Below are 20,097 nucleotides of genomic sequence, written 5' to 3' on the forward strand. Positions count from 1 at the left end.
TGTCGTTCGTTGTACTAAGATAAACTACCCTAGCCTTGGTTTAAACAGTAAAACCAAAGCGGCGCATACTACGCTTAAGCTTGCTGACCTTCATTCAATTATTAAAATCGAAACCACAATAATTTTTCATAGGACAGACCCGCTCCGCTCCATTACTATGCGCGCAAATTAGGTGGCTAAATTTCATCCTAACACCTAAGCTAGCTATCACTAGCGCTACCCTTTATCTCGATATAAACAAACTTTTAAGGTAATAACACCATGCGCATTGCGATTTTGTCTCGTAACCCTCGCCTTTATTCTACATCGCGTCTTGTAGAAGCGGGTATTGCAAAAGGCCACGAAGTGGATGTGATTGACACCATGCACTGCTACATGGACATCACCAGTGCAAGACCTTCTGTTCGTTATAAGGGGAAGAAACTGCCCCACTATGATGCCGTAATCCCACGTATTGGGGCTTCAGTGACATTCTATGGCACCTCTGTTGTTCGCCAATTTGAAATGATGGGAACGTACAGCCTAAATGAGTCAGTGGCCATTAGCCGCTCTCGAGATAAACTGCGTTCGTTACAATTGCTATCTCGCAAAGGTATTGGCATGCCTCGTACAGGCTTTGCTCATCACCCCGACAAAATAGACGATGTCATTAAAACCGTAGGCGGCGCTCCGGTAGTGATTAAGCTATTAGAAGGCACCCAAGGCATCGGCGTTGTACTTGCAGATACCCACAAAGCCGCAGAATCTATTATTGAGGCTTTTATGGGGCTTAACGCCAGCATATTGGTGCAAGAATTTATTAAAGAAGCGGGCGGGTGTGATATTCGTTGTTTCGTTGTGGGAGGAAAAGTAGTGGCCGCAATGAAGCGACAGGCCGCACCTGGAGAGTTTCGTTCAAACTTGCATCGAGGCGGCCAAGCCAGCTTAGTTCGACTAAGCCCAGCAGAACGAAAAACAGCGGTAGACGCGGCTAAAACGATGGGGCTAAACTGCTGTGGTGTAGATATTCTGCGTTCAAACAATGGCCCTGTTGTCATGGAAGTCAACTCATCGCCTGGCCTTGAGGGCATTGAAAAAGCCACCAACAAAGATGTGGCTGGCATGATTATCGATTTTATTGAAAAAAGTGCTGAACCATTTAAAACAAAAACAAGAGGTAAAGGCTAAGTGACCACGGATACATTAGTGATTGGGGGGCAATCTATTGCTCCTGGCGAAACCGTTAAAATTGATTTGGAAATGCCACCGCTATATACCGCCACCAACATGAGCATTCCTGTATACGTTAAACGTGGAAAACGCCCTGGCCCAGTGATGTTTGTCAGTGCCGCAATACACGGTGACGAATTAAACGGCATTGAAATTGTGGGCAGGCTTATTCGTTCTAGCGCGATTACTCGGTTACGCGGTACTTTAATTGCCGTGCCCATGGTTAATGTATACGGTGTACTTAATCAGTCACGCTATTTACCCGACAGACGAGACTTAAACCGTAGTTTTCCCGGCAGTAAAAAAGGCTCCTTAGCCGGTCGTTTAGCGAACCTGTTCTTTAAAGAGGTAGTCAGTAAATGCGACGTAGGCATAGACCTGCACACAGGGGCAATTCACCGTAGTAATTTACCTCAGATTCGCGCCGACTTAGACGACCCAGACGTACTAGAGATGGCTAAGGCGTTTGGCGTACCCGTGTTGCTGAATGCAGAGTTACGAGATGGATCCCTTAGAGAAGCGGCCAGCGAAGCCGGCGTTAAAATTTTACTTTACGAGGCTGGGCAAGCCCTTAGGTATGACGAGTTTTCCATTCGTGCGGGATTTAAAGGCATTATCAATACCATGCGGCATTTAGGCATGCTAAATAAAAGCCGTAGTAAAGGGCACAATATTAAGCGCTTTATTGCGCGTCAAAGCGGTTGGGTGCGCGCGGCGGAAAGTGGCTTTGTTACCCATCTGGCGCAATTGGGCGATCATGTGAATAAAGGCGACAAACTGGCTAATATTGCCGACCCTTTTGGTACCTTTTTAAGTAGTATTGAAAGTCCAGCGGAAGGCGTGGTCATTGGAAAACAAAATATTCCGTTAACTCAAGAAGGTGAAGCCGTGTATCACATTGCGTATTTCTCGCAACCTGATAGCGTGGCTGAACATGTGGAACGGCTTCAGGATAACTTACTTCCAACCGAACAAAACATGGTTGAATGAGAATACCTTAATGACGCAAAAGAAAATTGTAGGTGCAGTAGAATGGTGCGATTTACCCGCACTGTTCATTACTGACCTGAACGTAAGAGTGGATACTGGTGCGGCCACTTCCTCTCTGCATGTTGATAATATCGAAGAGATAGAGGTGGATGAAGAGCTTTGGATTAGTTTTGATATTCACCCTGATATTTACAACGTCGATAAAGTGGTGAGAAGTAAAGCCAAAGTAGAAGGCCAAAAACGAGTAAAAAGCTCGACGGCTACCCGTGAAAAGCGTTACGTTATAGTCACCCCTATTATTATGGATGGTGTGGAATGGGAAATTCAGCTCACACTCACTGACAGGTCAGAAATGACCTATATGATGTTGTTAGGCAGAGAGGCCATGAGTGGTCGCTTCATCGTTGACCCTGAACATGATTTTTTACTCACCAGCAAAGACTAAAGGCAAAGGTAATGTTTATACGTAGCCTGCTCGTTTCTGTATTAAGCGCAACGCTAATCACTGCCACCAGTGCCGTGATTGGGAACTTAGCGTTTGCCACTACAATAAAAGAACCCGCAGTAGAGGCAGCCTCAAACTTACCCCATAGCGTTTTACGTTTACCCAATGTTCACCCAGGTAGAGACCCGATATACGCCTATGCGAAGCAGGTGCTTACTATGGCACTCGATGCAACAGCAGATGAATACGGGACCTTCGAGCTTATTGTGAGCGAACAGGAAGTCGCACAAGAGCGGCAATTACGAAGCTTAGAACACAGTATGTTGGATGTGACCTGGAGCGTCACGTCTATTGAAAGAGAAAAACAACATAAAGCGATTAGAATTCCACTGATGGGCGGCTTATTCGGTATGCGTACCTTATTTATCCGCGCAAACGATACGCGCTTTAATGAACCCTTAAGCCTGGCAGCGTTAAAAACGATGCGGGCAGTTCAAGGCTACGATTGGCCAGATACTCGCATTTTTCGCCACAACAATATACCCGTACTGGAAACCACCTATCGCGCCTCGTTTAGAATTGTTGCTGAAGGCTTTGCTGATATGTTTCCACGTAGCGTGCTGGAAATACAAAATGAATGGGATAACCTTTCTCCTGACGATAATTTGGCCATCGAGCCTCACCTTGTCATTCATTATGATAGCCCTATGTTCTTTTTTGTCAGTTCAGATAGAGAAGATTTAGCCACCCGCATAGCCAAGGGGTTACTCATACTTTTAGAAACAGGCGAATTACAGCAAAGTCTCTATGCCTTAGAGGTATACAAGCAAAGCTTGGCATTATTGGAAAATAGGCAACGTATTGAACTTGAAAACCCATTATTAAGTGAACAAAGCCGTCAAGCACTCGCCACCTACCTTCCTTATTTTACCGGCACACCTAAGCCATAGTGCCTCTGTCAGCATTCATTAAGAGAAGGTGAAGCGCGCTTCTGCGTCAGGGCAATATGATACCCTGCAACGGTTTTACTTAGGTGGTTCCAATTCTAACTGAGAGGCAATCAACACGGCTTGAGTTCGGTTGTTAATACCCAGCTTCTTAAAAATTGCCGTCACATGTGCTTTCACTGTGGCTTCTGCGATATCTAAATTGTATCCAATTTGTTTGTTTAACAAGCCATCACGCATATAGCATAAAACCTTATACTGCGACGGTGTGAGTGAGGCAACATTATCGGCAAGCTGAGAAAAGGCTTCATCAACTTCTTCAACACTGTCACTTAGCCCTTCAGGCAACCAAACGTCGCCATCTAAAATGGCTTGCACTGCCTCTGCTATATTGCCAGAGCTGGTGGTTTTAGGGATAAAGCCCAGCGCTCCAGCACTGATGATTTTAGATATGATAGTGCTATCCTCTGTACCTGACACTACGGCCACGGGCACATGAGGGAAAAGCTTACGAATATGCAATAAGCCAAACAAATCGTTGCTGCCGGGCATATGCAGGTCGAGAAGGAGTAAGTCGATATCCTCCTGCTTAAGAATATCGACCGTGGTGGTTAAGTCTCCCGCCTCTTTAAGAGTCAGTGCGGGCAAGGACAATGATAACGCCCCTTTCAGGGCATCCCGATACAGCGGATGATCATCGGCGATTAACAACGTTATCATTGCATTTCCTTTGTTTTCTATTTATTCAGCCTCTCTTCAATAAGTGTATCAACAACCGAGGGATCGGCCAATGTCGATGTATCACCTAATTGCTCGTGCTCATTAGCTGCAATCTTACGCAAGATACGACGCATAATTTTTCCTGAACGCGTTTTCGGCAGCCCACGAGACCACTGAATCATATCAGGTGTGGCAATAGGGCTAAGTTCCTGCCTTACCCACGCTTTCAATTCTTTGGTTAATGCGTCATCGGCCTCTACACCTTCGTTTGGTGTTACATAAACGTAGATGCCCTGCCCTTTAATGTCATGGGGGAAGCCCACAACTGCGGCTTCGGCCACCTTAGGATGTGCCACCAGCGCACTTTCAATTTCAGCAGTTCCAAGACGGTGCCCAGACACATTTAACACGTCATCAACGCGGCCGGTGATCCAAAAGAAATCATCCTCATCCCTGCGTGCTCCATCTCCGGTGAAGTAAACACCTTCATACGCGCTAAAGTAGGTATTAATAAAGCGTTGATGGTCTCCATATACCGTGCGCGCTTGGCCCGGCCAACTGTCTTTAATCACCAAGTTGCCCTCAGCTACGCCGTCTAGTTCTCGGCCATCAGCGTCAAACAAGGCCGGCTGAATACCAAAGAAAGGGCGCGTGGCTGAACCTGGTTTAAGGGGAGTCGCCCCCGGAAGCGGAAGAATCATGTGACCACCGGTTTCTGTTTGCCACCAGGTATCGATAATAGGGCAACGACCCTCACCAATGACCCGGTGATACCATTCCCACGCTTCTGGGTTAATAGGTTCGCCCACGGTGCCTAACAGTTTAAGTGACGATAAATCACAGCCTTCGGCAGGTAGGTCGCCATGTGCCATTAACGCACGAATTGCCGTGGGTGCGGTGTAAAGGCTGTTGACTTTATACTTTTCCACAACTTGCGCTATGCGCTTAACATCGGGATAGGTAGGTACACCTTCAAAGAAAACTTGGCTGGCACAATTAACCATTGGGCCATAAACCATGTAGCTATGGCCGGTTACCCAACCAACGTCAGCGGTACACCAGTAAATATCATTCTCTTTGTAATCAAAGGCATATTTAAACGTCATGGCACTGTAAAGTAAATAACCGCCCGTGGTATGCACCACCCCTTTCGGCGTGCCAGTAGAGCCCGAAGTGTAAAGAATAAAGAGGGGATCTTCTGCGTTCATCACTTCGGGTTCGCACTGGGCTGAGCAACCTTCAACGGCATCTTGCCACCACACGTCATAATCTGGGTTCCAGCTAACATCACCACCCGTAAGCTTATGCACTACCACATGGCTAATTGACGGGCATGCGCCATCAGCTAAGGCTTTATCAACGTTCGCTTTTAATGGAATACTACGCCCTGCTCGACGGCCTTCATCTGCGGTGATCACGACTTTTGCCGAACTGTCGTTAATACGATCGGCAATAGCATTTGGAGAAAAGCCGCCAAAGATAACAGAGTGCACCGCGCCAATGCGGGCACAGGCTAACATTGCATAAGCGGCCTCTGGCACCATAGGCATGTAAATGGCCACTCTATCGCCCTTTGTAACACCCATGTCTTTTAGGGCATTGGCAAGCTTACACACTTCATAATGCACTTCTTGGTAGGTCACATCTAAGCTGTCGCTTGGTTCGTCGCCTTCCCAGTGAAAGGCCACCTTTTTTGCGTTGTCGGCTAAGTGTCTGTCGATGCAATTATAACTCGCGTTCAACTGCCCATCTTCAAACCACTTAATAGAAACGTCGTCTTTACCAAAATGCGTATTCTTAATGGTTTCTGGCGTTTTGTACCACTCCAACATGCTGGCACTCTCTGCCCAAAACGCTTCAGGCTCTTCGACAGAGCGCGTGTACATCTCAGCATAGGCTTCAGCAGTAAGGTGTGTGGATGCCTTAATGGCTTCTGGAACAGGATACGTCTTGCTGGCAGTCATTCAATTGCCTCCAATTATCAATAAGGTAAATTCACGAATATAATGGCTACACACTCTAGTCATTCGACAACAAAGAAAAATGAGACTTTGGTCTTAGCAATACCATACAAAGGAGATCATACTATAGTCTTATGCGACTATTGGCCTATTCACATCTGCGAATAGGTTGTCAAAATCAACCTTGTTAACGTTGCATTTACATACATTTAACCACACTTCTGGAAATAATATGATGAAAGCTACAATAAAAAATTCGGCGATAGCAGTCAGTCTTTGCCTTAGTGCGGGAGTCGCAAGCGCTGCCACAGTAGGAGACACTCAAGTTAAATTTACCGGTTATGTCAAAGCCGACGCCATGATAAGCAACTACTCTGAGGGCTCCTTGGCCTCAGGCAGTATTGGCCGAGACTTCTACATACCGTCACTCACCCCGGTTTCCGGTGGTGACGAAGGCACGCAACTTGATGCGCACATTAAGCAATCCCGCTTTCGTTTTACCACAAATACTCCCGTTGATGATGAGAACAGTATTACTGGGGTACTAGAACTCGACTTCATCGTCACTAGCGGCGGTGATGAAAGAATAAGTAACTCCTATGTCCCCCGAATCCGCCATGCCTTCATCAAATATCAAAACTGGCTTATTGGTCAAACTTGGACCACGTTCATGGACGTGGGTTCGCTACCAGAATCTCTTGATTTCATTGGGACGACTGACGGTATTACATTTGGTCGTCAAGTGATGGTGAGGTACACCAGTGGCGGGCTTCAAATTGCGTTAGAGAACCCTGAAACCACAGTGACTCCCAACGGTGGGGGAAGCCGAATTGTGGCTGACGATAATGCCGTACCGGATCTCATTGCAGCCTATACTGTTAAACAAGACTGGGGCTACGTAAAGCTGGCCGGGCTTGTGCGACAGTTATCCTATGATGATGGCGCAGATATTGATGCTGACGAGACCAGCATGGGTGTGGCGGTGTCAGGAAAATACATGCTAAACAATGGCGATGATATTCGCTTTATGTTTAATACTGGCTCTGGGTTGGGCCGCTATTCTGCATTAAATGCATCAAATGGCGCTGTTATTACGCCTGACGGTGATTTAGAAGCTATCGACTCGACAGGATATGCCATTGCTTACCGTCACGTATGGAACGAAAAAACCCGCAGCAGCATTATGTTTTCTGCGTATGAAGCAGATAACGACATTGAGTTAACGGGTGACAGCGTTACAGACAGCACCTATAGCACTCGGGTTAACCTATTGTATTCGCCTACGAAAGTGCTCACCTTTGGGGCTGAATATGCGTATGCACATAGAGAAGTAGAATCTGGGCTAGAAGGCGATATGAACCGCATTCAAGTCTCTGCAAAATATGCGTTTTAAGCGCTATACCACAGGGTCGTAAAACACGTAACAAGGCGCGTCAGTGAATGGCGCGCCTTGGCTTTATTTACACTGACGCAAAAATAATACCTAACGGCATACAGAAAAATAACCCACCGATATAGGCCACGCCATAAAGCTTAGTGTCTGCCACCATAACGGAGAGTTTATATGACAGATCTAATGGGATGTTTCTTAGCATTGGCAGACCATAAATGAGGGTGACCCCTATCACATTGTAGAGCAAATGCACGATGGCAATTTGCAGTGCAAACCCCGCATTAACGCCCACCACACCTAGTGCAGCAATAAGCGCTGTAATACAAGTACCCACATTAGCACCTAGGGTAAACGGATAAATATCTTTCGCTTTTAAAATGCCACTGCCAACCAGAGGAACCACCAACGAAGTTGTTGTTGAGGAAGATTGAACTAGCACTGTCATTAGCGCCCCGGAGGTTATGCCTGAAAGCGGCCCTTTACCAATACTTCTATGCAGAATCTCTTTCGCTTTACCCACCATCAGCGATTTCATGATCCGACCCATGTAAGTAATAGAGAGCACAATAAGGCCAATACCAATAAGGATCTTAAACACGCCAGGATACACGGAAGGTAAGGCACTCAACATTCCAGATACCACGTCAAGAGCCGGTTGGGTGATGGCTTTTATGGGGTTGAATCCATCCATTCCCGATGTACTCCCCGTATCGAGTAGCGCCACAATGGCACCTGACAGGTATTCGAGAACGCCAAAAGCCATTTCTAATGGTAGAAAGATAAGCACCGACATCACATTGAAGAAGTCGTGAATAGTGGCGGCATTGAAGGCGCGCTGAAATTCATCCTTACGTGCTACATGGCCTAAGCTCACCAGAGTATTGGTAATACTGGTACCAATATTGGCCCCCATCATCATTGGGATGGCTATAGTAATGGGCAAACCACCCGCGACCATGCCCACAATAATTGATGTTACTGTGCTTGATGACTGGATCAGTGCCGTGGCAACCATCCCGATGATTAGCCCCATAATAGGGTTGGAGGCAAATGAAAATAACTCTTTGGCGTGATCGCCGGTAGCCACTTTGAAGCCGCTGCCAATCATGCTTACCGCAACCAACATCACATAAACTAACGCAGCAAGAAGTAACCATCGCATCCAGTTGCGTTGAGGGGACTCTGATTCAAGAGTAAAGGGCGTTTCAGTTACTGACATAATTTTTATAGTGTATCGAGTAGATTAGAACTCATACTATGACGAAGTTATGACAGATAAATGAACGCCCAAAAGCAATTAAAAACCCGCTGGATATTGGCGTATGATGTTAGAGATTTCATCTAATACCGGCGCTTCTAAATGAAGTGAAAAGGCATTGATATTTTCACTCAACTGCGCCTCTGACGTAGCACCAATAATGGTAGAAGTAACACCATCAACTTGCTTACACCAGGCCAGTGCGAGTTGTGCCGGCGTGATACCGACATCTTGTGCTAATTTTACATACCGCGCGGTGGCCTCTTGCGCCTGGGGTTTATTTCTAAACAGCCCTTGGCGCTGCGGCAATGTCCATCGCGATCCAGCTGGGCGCGCTTCATTTTGATACTTACCACTTAGCATTCCTGTTGCTAAAGGCGACCAAGGTAAATACGCAATGTCTTCGATAGCGCACATTTCAATAAGATAGGGCCAGTCTTTTTGATGCAACAAACTAAATTCGTTTTGAATAGACACGGGTTTAGGCACAGACATCTCATGGCACAGCATAAGAAAAGTATGAATCCCCCAAGGTGTATCGTCTGATAACCCCCAATGTCTAATTTTACCTGCGTCCAAAGCCGCTTTGATCCCACGCAAAATATCGCGCATGCCTTCAACTTCTTGCTCTCGGTTAATGCAACTTGGCGTAAGTCGGTTGGGCCAATGCTTACCAAAATGTGGTGTGCTTCTGTTTGGCCAATGCAATTGATACACATCGATGTAGTCTGTTTTCAGCCGAGCCAAAGAGGCGTCTAGCGCGGTTGCAATGCCTGTGCGTGTAATTGGACCGCCATTACGGATATAGGTAAACCCACTGCCGACTATTTTGGTCATCACAACAAGTTCACTGCGCTTGTCACTATGACGAGAAAGCCAGTTCCCTAAAATACGCTCTGTGTCGCCATAGGTATCGCTGTTAGGTGGCACGGGGTACATTTCCGCCGTGTCGATAACATTCACACCCCGTTCTAACGCCAAAGCGAGCTGAGCATCCGCATCACTTTGCGTATTTTGTATGCCCCAGGTCATGGTACCTAAACACACATCAGACACTTTCAGGCCGCTACTGCCTAATACATGGTATTGCATTCTACTTCCTATTATTTCTTTGCACTGGCTTTGGTTTGCTGGGCAAGCTCGGCTTCCACACTTGCTAGCCGGTCTTCAATACTTTTACGCGATTCCACCATCTCATTGGCTAATTCTGCCAAGGATTTGAATTCAGCAAACCCTAACTTTCTGGTATCAATTTTTTGATATTGTCGCTTACAGCGATAAAAGAACATAACGAAGTTAGCAAAAGCGCGATGAAATGTCGCAAAACTCTTGATAAGCACCAGTATTAATACGATAGAAGTCATGACAGCAATGCTTATGCTGTACACCTTTACTCTGTTTTCTTGTTCTGTAATAAGGGGCTGTAGTGCTTTATCAATGTTGCCCAATCGCGACTCCACATTGTGAGCTTCAGCGCGAAACGTACCCTGTAAGCCCTCATTGTGGGAAAGCCCTAAATCTTGATAATGAGACACCAATGTCGTCACCGCGAGTTGATACGCCACAATACGCTGACGTAGCGGTTCATTACCATTATCTATTCTGCTTTTAAGATAACCTACCAGTTGTAATGCGTGAGTAGCGTGGAATTGGTCTTTCGTTAATTGAAAATCACGCAACGCTAAACGAGCCGCATCAAGTTGCACTAACGCCTCGGAGCCAAGCGCAAAGTAAGGGTCGTTGAGCAGGCTTTCTTCTAGCTCGTGAAGATGGCCTAATAATCCGCTGTTATAGGTTAACCCTATTTCTGTTTGCAGATTGACAACACGTCGAAACAGCTGTTGATATTCATTTAGTGCTTCAGCCAGGTCGCCACCTAAGTCGTTCGACACCTGGTACTGGGCAAATAAAGGGCTAAGGGTATTTAACTTTTCGCTGAACGTTTCTGCACGGCCATTAAACTGATGAAAGTAGCTTTCTTGGTGCCTTAATAGAAAATCTTTCTCATGGCGACGCATTTGCAGTAAATCTTGTCCCATCCTCAACAGTAAATCCCGCTGTTGATTTAGGTTAATGAGGCGCTGGGTAAAATAATGTTGGCTTGCCACCAACATGCCCATTCCAATAACGCAAATAAGCGTCATCAGAACTAACCTAGACTTTATAGAATCAAATTTCATACTGAAACACACTCCACGAGATACCTAAAAAATAAGCCTTTTTAATCTGTAATCAAAAAGGCTTATTTCAATTTTAGTGTGTTGTTATGACTTTCGTATGTCAGTGCGAGAAATAGCGACTAATGGATGAGTTACTCACCGTCTTTTAGCGCTTTCGCTAAAGCGTAGTTACCTTGAGATAGCGCGATATCGGCAACCGTGTTACCGGCTTTGTCTTTATGGTGGGTATCTGCACCTTTGTCAATCAAGGTATGGATGATTTCTTGCCTATCGAACAAGCTAGCAAACATAAGTGCCGTTTGGCCTTGCTCGTTTTCTTCGTCAATGTTGCAATCTGCAAATACCAGTTGCTTAGCAACCGAAACATGACCTTTGAATATTGCGCCCATCAGGGCCGTGTTGCCGCGATTGTCCTCTTGGCAAGGATTCGCCTTAGCAGTATTAATTAAATAATCAACGGTATCAGTATGCCCGTGATATGCGGCTAAAATAAGGGCCGTGTAGCCTTTTTCATCTGCAACGTTAGCATCTAACCCGGCATCGTAAAATGCCTCAAGCATAGCCTGGTTGCCTTCTCGAGCCGCATCAAAATAGCGCGCTTTTAAAGACGCCAAGTCGGTATTTGCTTGGCTAGCAAATGTGACAATTAAAAACGAAAAAACAATCAACGACTTTTTAAATAATGACATCATCTTTAATTACCTTTTTAACTCGCTAACGCATGGGTGAAATGTGTAGCTTGGGTTAAGAAAGGGGCGCACTCAAAAGAGCACGCCCATTATTATAGGAAGATAAGCGTATTACTGCATGAGTGCGGTTAGGCTTTCAGCAACTTTCTTCGCTTTCGCTGCACGAGCAGCTTGCTCTTCCATCAGGTCTTTCGCAGCCTGACGTACTTTAGACATAGGTGCTTTCGCTAGCTTAGCAACGCCCTTACCATAGTCTTTATCAGCGTTGTACATAAATGCACTGATGATGACGCGAATTTCTTCTTCTGGTACTGATGCTAACGCACCGCCAAGGTTGTTGATTAGGTTCTTACGACCTTGCTTATCAAGGTTGCGATAGAACTCACCTGCTTGTTTGAAGTTTTGCTCCTTATAGAAAGGAATTTGTTGTGTCATACCTGCAAGCGGCTTGCTTGAGTAACGGTATGCTGGGTCTTCATTCAAGTCTAAGCGACGGCTAGGCTGGTAGTTAACATCACGGTTCGTTGATGTTGTACGAAGCTGGCCATGTTGCTCGTGGTTGTTGATTTCAACATTTTTAGGCGCATTTACAGGAATGCGATACGCATTCACACCTAATCGATAGCGCTGTGTATCAGCATACGAGAACAGACGACCTTGCAGCATTCTGTCTTCTGACGGCTCAATACCCGGAATTAAGTTGCTTGGTGCAAAGGCGGCTTGTTCAGTTTCCTCAAAGAAGTTATCTGGTACACGGTTAAGCACTAAGCGACCAATTTTCTTTGCAGGTACAAGCGACTCAGGCCAAATTTTAGTGGTATCAAGTGGGTTAAAGTCGAAGTCATCTAACTGCTCCGGCTCTAGCTCTTGTAAGTATAAATCCCAAGAAGCTGTTTCACCTTTCTCACCTATACGGGTATACACGTCAGTGGTGTGTGGCTGGAAGTCCATACCTTGCATCTTCATTGCTTCTTCAGCGGTGAAGTTTTTAATTGGCTGGTTCGCTTTCCACGTGAATTTCACGTACTTGTAATTCCCTTCGTCATCGACAAATTTAAACGCGTGCACACCTGAACCATCCATATTGAGATAGCTTGCTGGCGTGCCGTAATCAGAGAAAAGCATCGTTAACGTATGCGTAGACTCTGGTACGTGTGAGAAAAAGTCGAAGATACGCTTAGCATCTTGCTTGTTCGTTACCGGAGAAGGTTTAAATGCGTGAACCATATCTGGAAATTTAATCGCATCGCGAATAAAGAACACAGGGAAGTTGTTACCTACCAAGTCCCAGTTACCTTGCTCAGTGTAAAACTTAACGGCGAAACCACGAGGGTCGCGCAAGGTTTCAGGGGAAAGGTGGCCGTGTACGACAGACGAAAAGCGTACAAATACTTCCGTTTTCTTACCTTCACCTTGGAAAGGCGCAGCAACGGTGTCGTCAGATAAGTCAACATAGTTTTCATAGTAACCGTGAATACCAACACCACGTGCGTGAACCACACGCTCTGGAATACGCTCACGGTCGAACGCTGCAAGCTTCTCAATTAAATGAGAATCTTGTAGCAATACAGGACCCCAAGGACCCGCTGTTTGAGAGTTTTGGTTATCGCCTACTGGCGCACCGTTTTGGCGAGTAAGCGTGTCGGCGCCCACTCCCATTGATAACATACCGGCTGTAACACAGCCTAAAATGACTTTAGACAAGGTGGTTTTCATTATGCAGCTCCTGACTGACTAGCTAGACTATTGACTTCACTACTAATAGTTCTTTTCACTTCAACGCATACTTGGTCGCCATAGTAATTGTTCGCGTAGTTGCATTGAGTTTGATTCGGAATAAACGATGAACGGGGCGTATTCGTCATTGTTAGTTTTTTTAAAATTGTGCTCATTTCGCTCTCCTTGATAAGATGCGAGCATTATTCATAATTCAGAAAAACTATTAAAACGACTTAATATGATTAAGTTGATTGAATTTATCGATAGTAAAGATGCTAGATTTCAGCAAAGAGTTGTGTATTTACGTTGGTTAAACGACAAGATAAGTGAGTACCTTTTATGAGTACTCACTGTAATTTGATGGGAGGGGTGCGAATAGCAAGCGAAGCAAAGCCGATTAAGATTTTAACCAAGGACCTTTTATTACTAGCGTTCTTGAAGGTGAGTAAGTATTTACAAATAGCGTTTCTCCGTCGGGAGAAAAACACGCGCCGGCAAGTTCAGTTTGCGCATGTAGGCGGGCAAAATTGTAAACTTCCCCGGTAGGCGTAACGCCACGAAGGTGATTATCCACAATATCGGTATATTGATCTTCACAGACCAATAAATGGCCATTTGGACATACCGTTAAATTATCACCAAAGTTATAAAGGTTTTTGTCTTGGCTTTCTAAGAACAATTGCAGTTTGTCTTGTGTGCCATCTTCTGAGGGCACCAAACGCATTACTTGGCCTAGCTGTTTGGCGCCGCCATTAGTGCAGCAAAAGTAAAGCTCATCTTCCCCCCAATGTATCCCTTCGCCGCGGGCAAATACGGCCGCGCCTTTCTTATAACCTTGTATTCGTAAATCATTATTGGGGCTTTCGGGGTTATCCAGCGCCACCCACTCCACATCAAACCACTGTGACAGAGGCATCGTTGTAGCATTCCAATTACGGGTATCAAATTTAGGCTTCCCTTTTACCACCAAGGCTTCCAATAGACCGCCATTCGCCAGGTTCCCGTATTCATTCGGAACAAAGCGATATAGCAAACTATCGCCCGTATCCTCAGTTAAATAGACAATACCCGTAGCAGGGTCTACACAGGCCGCTTCATGATTAAAACGCCCCATGGCTTTAAGAGGTTTTGCTTCTACCATACTGGTTGCACTGGCAGGCACCTCAAAAATATAACCATGATCTTTCTGTACAACCCCATTAGGCCGGTCTACCGACTCTTCACAGGTTAACCAAGTGCCCCATGGCGTAATACCACCCGAGCAGTTCCGTACAGTCCCCGACAAGCTAATAAATTCACGTTCAACCAATTGCGTTTTCGTGTTGTACAAAAGGGTCGTCGTGCCACCTGGTAAAGCCACGCCACTTGCGTAGCTATCGTAGGCTAAGTCACTTTTATGCTGCTGTATCGATTCAGGCTGAGCGCTAATGTGCTTTGGATGTAACTCATGATTACGAATAAGGGCAACAGTGTCGTTAGACACCGGCAGACAGCCCATACCATCGGCCCTATCTGGCACATGCATACCATCAGCCATTTCATCCCCTAAGGATGAAATAACGGTATAGCTAAAACCTTTCGGCAAGTCGAGAAGTTTAGCCGAGTCGGACACCAAAGCGCCGTACCCCTCGCTAATTGGCATAGACGCCATATTTAACTTCTTCCCGAAGGCACTGGTCGCCAAGCCACCAAATGCCATAGAACCCACTATAAATTGACGCCGCGTAATCATACTTAACTCGCATATCGAAGACGAAATAAAAAAGGAAGAGCCTACCCTTCAATTGTTACAATATAACAACACAGCCAGCAGCGATCTACAAGAAGCCTAAACAGTAGATAAGGTAAATTAATGCTAAAGAGGGACGAGTTCACGGCGTGTTACTCCCCCTCAAACTTTTTACTATGCAGTTTAAGGAGGGGGTGAAGCCCCAACAAAAACTCATCGCAGCAGGGATGCTGATTGATGCCGCCATGGAAGGCTTTACGGCGTGCTCCCCTCTTCCATAATGTTTCGTTTTACGCAGAGTAAAGGGAGTGAGTGCTGTGCCCTCTGAAACCCCACACCGCAGGGACGCGGTGTCGGAGCTGCCATATAATAGAAGCGATGGGCCCACGGCGTGTTTCTTACTCACCGCACAGGTTCAATAGATGTAAAAGGGGGCGCGTGTTCAATCTAGAACTCTCAGCTGCATGGAAGCAGCTGCGAAGTCGCCATGATGGCTTTACGGCGTGCTCCCCTCTTCCATAATATTTCGTTTTACGCAGAGTAAAGGGAGTGAGTGCTGTGCCCTCTAAAACCCTACACCGCAGGGAAGCGGTGTCGGAGCCCCCATGGATGGGTTTACGGCGTGTTTCGGAGGGCATACACTCACGAACTAAATCGCAGGCATAAAAAAAGCGCACCTAAGTGCGCTTTTTGGCTTGTGTTGCTAAGTCTAGATTAGTCTAGGATCTTAGATACAACACCAGCACCTACTGTACGACCACCTTCACGGATTGCGAAACGAAGACCTTCTTCCATCGCAATCGGAGCAATTAGCTCAACTTTAAATTTAAGGTTGTCACCAGGCATTACCATTTCTACGCCTTCTGGAAGCTCTACAGCACCAGTTACGTCAGTTGTACGGAAGTAGAACTGTGGACGGTAACCTTTGAAGAATGGAGTATGACGACCACCTTCATCTTTAGACAGTACGTATACTTCTGCTTCGAAGTTAACGTGTGGCGTGATTGAACCAGGCTTAGCTAGTACTTGACCACGTTCAACTTCGTCACGCTTAGTACCACGTAGAAGAACACCAACGTTCTCACCAGCACGGCCTTCGTCAAGAAGCTTACGGAACATCTCAACACCAGTACAAGTCGTCTTAGTTGTATCTTTGATACCAACGATTTCTACTTCTTCACCTACTTTAACGATACCTTGCTCAACACGACCTGTTACAACAGTACCACGGCCTGAGATTGAGAAAACATCTTCAATTGGAAGAATGAACGGCTTGTCGATTGCACGCTCTGGCTCTGGGATGTATGAATCAAGCGCTTCACCAAGCTCGATGATTTTCTTTTCCCATTCTGCGTCGCCTTCAAGGGCTTTAAGCGCAGAACCTTGGATAACTGGAAGGTCATCACCAGGGAATTCGTATTCGTTAAGAAGTTCACGAACTTCCATTTCTACTAGCTCTAGAAGCTCTTCATCATCAACCATGTCACATTTGTTCATGAATACGATGATGTAAGGAATACCAACCTGACGACCAAGTAGGATGTGCTCACGAGTCTGAGGCATAGGGCCATCAGTCGCAGCGACTACTAGGATACCACCGTCCATCTGAGCAGCACCGGTGATCATGTTTTTAACGTAATCAGCGTGTCCTGGGCAGTCTACGTGAGCGTAGTGACGAGTAGGACTCTACACATTCAATTCGTTCTTGCTTTGAGTCCATCAAAACCCTTTCTTACTTCAGGAGGCTTGCTGTTTTGCTTGGCAGTGTCCTACTCTCACATGGGGAAACCCCACACTACCATCGGCGCTAATACGTTTCACTTCTGAGTTCGGAATGGGATCAGGTGGTACCGTATCGCTATGGCTGCCAAGCAAAAAACCCGCCATAAGGCGGGTTTTTCTAATAGGGATAGGCGTTGTATGGTTAAGCCTCTCGGGCAATTAGTACAGGTTAGCTTAACGCCTTACAACGCTTCCACACCCTGCCTATCAACGTCATCGTCTATAACAACCCTTCCAGACCTTAAAGGTCAGGGATGACTCATCTTTGGGCCGGCTTCCCGCTTAGATGCTTTCAGCGGTTATCCGTTCCGAACGTAGCTACCGGGCAATGCCATTGGCATGACAACCCGAACACCAGCGGTTCGTCCACTCCGGTCCTCTCGTACTAGGAGCAGCTCCCATCAATCATCCAACGCCCACACCAGATAGGGACCGAACTGTCTCACGACGTTCTAAACCCAGCTCGCGTACCACTTTAAATGGCGAACAGCCATACCCTTGGGACCGACTTCAGCCCCAGGATGTGATGAGCCGACATCGAGGTGCCAAACACCGCCGTCGATATGAACTCTTGGGCGGTATCAGCCTGTTATCCCCGGAGTACCTTTTATCCGTTGAGCGATGGCCCTTCCATACAGAACCACCGGATCACTAAGACCTACTTTCGTACCTGCTCGACGTGTCTGTCTCGCAGTCAAGCGCGCTTTTGCCTTTATACTCTGCGACCGATTTCCGACCGGTCTGAGCGCACCTTCGTACTCCTCCGTTACTCTTTAGGAGGAGACCGCCCCAGTCAAACTGCCCACCATACACTGTCCTCGATCCGGATCACGGACCAGAGTTAGAACCTCAAGCATGCCAGGGTGGTATTTCAAGGATGGCTCCACGCGAACTGGCGTCCACGCTTCAAAGCCTCCCACCTATCCTACACAAGCAGGCTCAAAGTCCAGTGTAAAGCTACAGTAAAGGTTCACGGGGTCTTTCCGTCTAGGTGCGGGTACACAGCATCTTCACTGCGATTTCAATTTCACTGAGTCTCGGGTGGAGACAGCGTGGCCATGGTTACACCATTCGTGCAGGTCGGAACTTACCCGACAAGGAATTTCGCTACCTTAGGACCGTTATAGTTACGGCCGCCGTTTACCGGGGCTTCGATCAAGAGCTTCGTCCGAGGACTAACCCCATCAATTAACCTTCCGGCACCGGGCAGGTGTCACACCCTATACGTCCTCTTACGAGTTTGCAGAGTGCTGTGTTTTTAATAAACAGTCCCAGCCACCTGGTCACTGCGGCCTCCATGTGCTTACGACGCGAAGTCTTCACACACAGAGGCGTACCTTCTCCCGAAGTTACGGTACAATTTTGCCGAGTTCCTTCACCCGAGTTCTCTCAAGCGCCTTAGTATTCTCTACCTGACCACCTGTGTCGGTTTGGGGTACGGTTCATATAATCATAAGTTTAGAAGCTTTTCCTGGAAGCAGGGCATCAACAACTTCACCACCTTAAAGGTGGCTCGTCTCGTGTCTCGACTTTAAGAACCCGGATTTACCTAAGTTCTCGGTCTACGCACTTTCACTTGGACAACCAACGCCAAGCTTGCCTAGCCTTCTCCGTCCCTCCATCACTGATTATATAAGTACGGAAATATTAATCCGTTTCCCATCGACTACGCATTAGATCGGAAGCTTAGGGGCCGACTTACCCTGCCCTGATTAGCATGGGACAGGAAACCTTGGTCTTCCGGCGTGGGAGTTTTTCACTCCATTATCGTTACTCATGTCAGCATTCGCACTTGTGATATGTCCAGCAAGCTTTACAACTCACCTTCATCCACTTACACAACGCTCCCCTACCCAGCAAGTAAACTTGCTGCCGCAGCTTCGGTATATTGCTTAGCCCCGTTACATCTTCCGCGCAGGCCGACTCGACTAGTGAGCTATTACGCTTTCTTTAAAGGGTGGCAGTGATACAGCCAACCTCCTAGCTGTCTGTGCCTTCCCACATCGTTTCCCACTTAGCAATATTTTGGGACCTTAGCTGGCGGTCTGGGTTGTTTCCCTCTCCACGACGGACGTTAGCACCCGCCGTGTGTCTCCCGGATAGTTCTCATTGGTATTCGGAGTTTGCAAAGGGTTGGTAAGTCGGGATGACCCCCTAGCCTTAACAGTGCTCTACCCCCAATGGAATTCGTCTGAGGCGCTACCTAAATAGCTTTCGAGGAGAACCAGCTATCTCCGAGCTTGATTAGCCTTTCACTCCGATCCACAAGTCATCCCCTACCTTTTCAACGGGAGTGGGTTCGGTCCTCCAGTCAGTGTTACCTAACCTTCAACCTGCTCATGGTAGATCCCCGGTTTCGGGTCTATACCCAGCGACTAGCGCCCTATTAAGACTCGCTTTCGCTACGCCTACCCTATACGGTTAAGCTTGCCACTGAATATAAGTCGCTGACCCATTATACAAAAGGTACGCAGTCACCCCGAAGGGCTCCCACTGCTTGTACGTATACGGTTTCAGGTTCTATTTCACTCCCCTCACAGGGGTTCTTTTCGCCTTTCCCTCACGGTACTGGTTCACTATCGGTCAGTCAGTAGTATTTAGCCTTGGAGGATGGTCCCCCCATGTTCAGACAAAGTTTCTCGTGCTCCGTCCTACTCGATTTCACTTCAAAGATCCTTTCGCGTACGGGGCTATCACCCACTATGGCCGCACTTTCCAGAGCGTTCCGCTAAAATCAATGAAGCTTAAGGGCTTTCCCCGTTCGCTCGCCGCTACTAGGGGAATCTCGTTTGATTTCTTTTCCTAAGGGTACTTAGATGTTTCAGTTCCCCTCGTTCGCCTCGTTACGCTATGTATTCACGTACACGATACCTAGGTAAACAGGTGGGTTTCCCCATTCGGACATCTGTGGCTCAAATGCATTTTGTCGGCTCACCACAGCTTTTCGCAGACTTACACGTCCTTCATCGCCTCTAACTGCCAAGGCATCCACCGTATACGCTTCGTCACTTAAAAATATGAATCGTCGTTGTGACACTCTTAACGAGTGCCCACACAGATTGTCTTGTCTAAATT

At 46.8% G+C, this 20,097-nt stretch carries 13 protein-coding genes, 2 rRNA genes and 1 pseudogene; 5 read left to right on the plus strand and 11 right to left on the minus strand.

What is annotated here, in order from left to right; all coding sequences use genetic code 11:
* Positions 1-261 precede the first annotated feature (261 nt).
* From rimK to EP13_RS16070, 4 genes are read left to right on the plus strand one after another with little or no spacing between them, the layout of a single operon-like run.
* Positions 262-1,167, plus strand: a complete 906-nt coding sequence (gene rimK, locus EP13_RS16055; RefSeq protein ID WP_044058167.1) for a 30S ribosomal protein S6--L-glutamate ligase — start codon at positions 262-264, stop codon at positions 1,165-1,167.
* Complete coding sequence (locus tag EP13_RS16060; RefSeq protein ID WP_044058168.1) at positions 1,168-2,199, plus strand: succinylglutamate desuccinylase/aspartoacylase family protein; 1,032 nt, start codon at positions 1,168-1,170, stop codon at positions 2,197-2,199.
* A gap of 10 nt (positions 2,200-2,209) precedes the next feature.
* A complete protein-coding gene (locus tag EP13_RS16065; RefSeq protein WP_044058169.1) occupies positions 2,210-2,644 on the plus strand; it encodes an ATP-dependent zinc protease family protein in 435 nt (144 codons plus the stop codon).
* Between the two features lie 11 nt (positions 2,645-2,655).
* A complete protein-coding gene (locus EP13_RS16070) occupies positions 2,656-3,594 on the plus strand; it encodes a hypothetical protein (protein WP_052364454.1) in 939 nt (312 codons plus the stop codon).
* A gap of 75 nt (positions 3,595-3,669) precedes the next feature.
* On the opposite strand, the gene EP13_RS16075 is transcribed toward EP13_RS16070, so the two are convergent.
* Both EP13_RS16075 and acs read right to left on the minus strand, forming a co-directional pair.
* Entirely contained in the window at positions 3,670-4,311 is a 642-nt protein-coding gene (locus tag EP13_RS16075; RefSeq protein ID WP_044058170.1) for a response regulator, read from the minus strand.
* A 17-nt stretch (positions 4,312-4,328) separates the two neighbouring features.
* Complete coding sequence (gene acs, locus EP13_RS16080) at positions 4,329-6,275, minus strand: acetate--CoA ligase (protein WP_044058171.1); 1,947 nt, start codon at positions 6,273-6,275, stop codon at positions 4,329-4,331.
* A 232-nt stretch (positions 6,276-6,507) separates the two neighbouring features.
* Here acs and EP13_RS16085 point away from each other — a divergent pair, with 232 nt between their 5' ends.
* Positions 6,508-7,665, plus strand: a complete 1,158-nt coding sequence (locus EP13_RS16085) for a DcaP family trimeric outer membrane transporter (RefSeq protein WP_044059078.1) — start codon at positions 6,508-6,510, stop codon at positions 7,663-7,665.
* A gap of 67 nt (positions 7,666-7,732) precedes the next feature.
* Here the strand turns inward: EP13_RS16085 and EP13_RS16090 are convergent, their stop codons facing one another.
* The 9 genes and pseudogenes from EP13_RS16090 to EP13_RS16130 all read right to left on the minus strand — a co-directional run bounded on the left by EP13_RS16090 (position 7,733) and on the right by EP13_RS16130 (position 20,037).
* Positions 7,733-8,884 (minus strand): Na/Pi symporter, encoded by a 1,152-nt coding sequence (locus EP13_RS16090; RefSeq protein WP_044058172.1) that lies wholly within the window; start codon positions 8,882-8,884, stop codon positions 7,733-7,735.
* A gap of 78 nt (positions 8,885-8,962) precedes the next feature.
* Positions 8,963-10,015, minus strand: a complete 1,053-nt coding sequence (locus EP13_RS16095; RefSeq protein WP_044058173.1) for an aldo/keto reductase — start codon at positions 10,013-10,015, stop codon at positions 8,963-8,965.
* An 11-nt stretch (positions 10,016-10,026) separates the two neighbouring features.
* The gene (locus EP13_RS16100; RefSeq protein ID WP_044058174.1) at positions 10,027-11,103 is read right to left on the minus strand and encodes a hypothetical protein; all 1,077 of its coding nucleotides are present in this window, start codon (positions 11,101-11,103) and stop codon (positions 10,027-10,029) included.
* A gap of 131 nt (positions 11,104-11,234) precedes the next feature.
* A complete protein-coding gene (locus tag EP13_RS16105; RefSeq protein WP_081869588.1) occupies positions 11,235-11,792 on the minus strand; it encodes an ankyrin repeat domain-containing protein in 558 nt (185 codons plus the stop codon).
* 111 nt (positions 11,793-11,903) lie between these two features.
* Positions 11,904-13,508 carry a catalase gene (locus EP13_RS16110; RefSeq protein WP_044058176.1) on the minus strand — a complete coding sequence of 535 codons (1,605 nt, stop codon included), beginning with the start codon at positions 13,506-13,508 and terminating at the stop codon, positions 11,904-11,906.
* A gap of 400 nt (positions 13,509-13,908) precedes the next feature.
* Positions 13,909-15,243, minus strand: coding sequence for an alkaline phosphatase PhoX (locus tag EP13_RS16115; RefSeq protein ID WP_044058177.1), 1,335 nt, complete (start codon positions 15,241-15,243; stop codon positions 13,909-13,911).
* Positions 15,244-15,954: 711 nt separating this feature from the next.
* Positions 15,955-16,926 (minus strand): annotated as a pseudogene (gene tuf, locus EP13_RS16120) (elongation factor Tu); the annotation flags it as partial.
* 70 nt (positions 16,927-16,996) lie between these two features.
* A 5S ribosomal RNA gene (gene rrf / locus EP13_RS16125) occupies positions 16,997-17,112 on the minus strand.
* A 48-nt stretch (positions 17,113-17,160) separates the two neighbouring features.
* Positions 17,161-20,037, minus strand: a 23S ribosomal RNA gene (locus EP13_RS16130).
* Positions 20,038-20,097: the final 60 nt, after the last annotated feature.

Origin of the sequence: Alteromonas australica, from assembly GCF_000730385.1 — a bacterium.
Lineage (GTDB): Bacteria > Pseudomonadota > Gammaproteobacteria > Enterobacterales > Alteromonadaceae > Alteromonas > Alteromonas australica.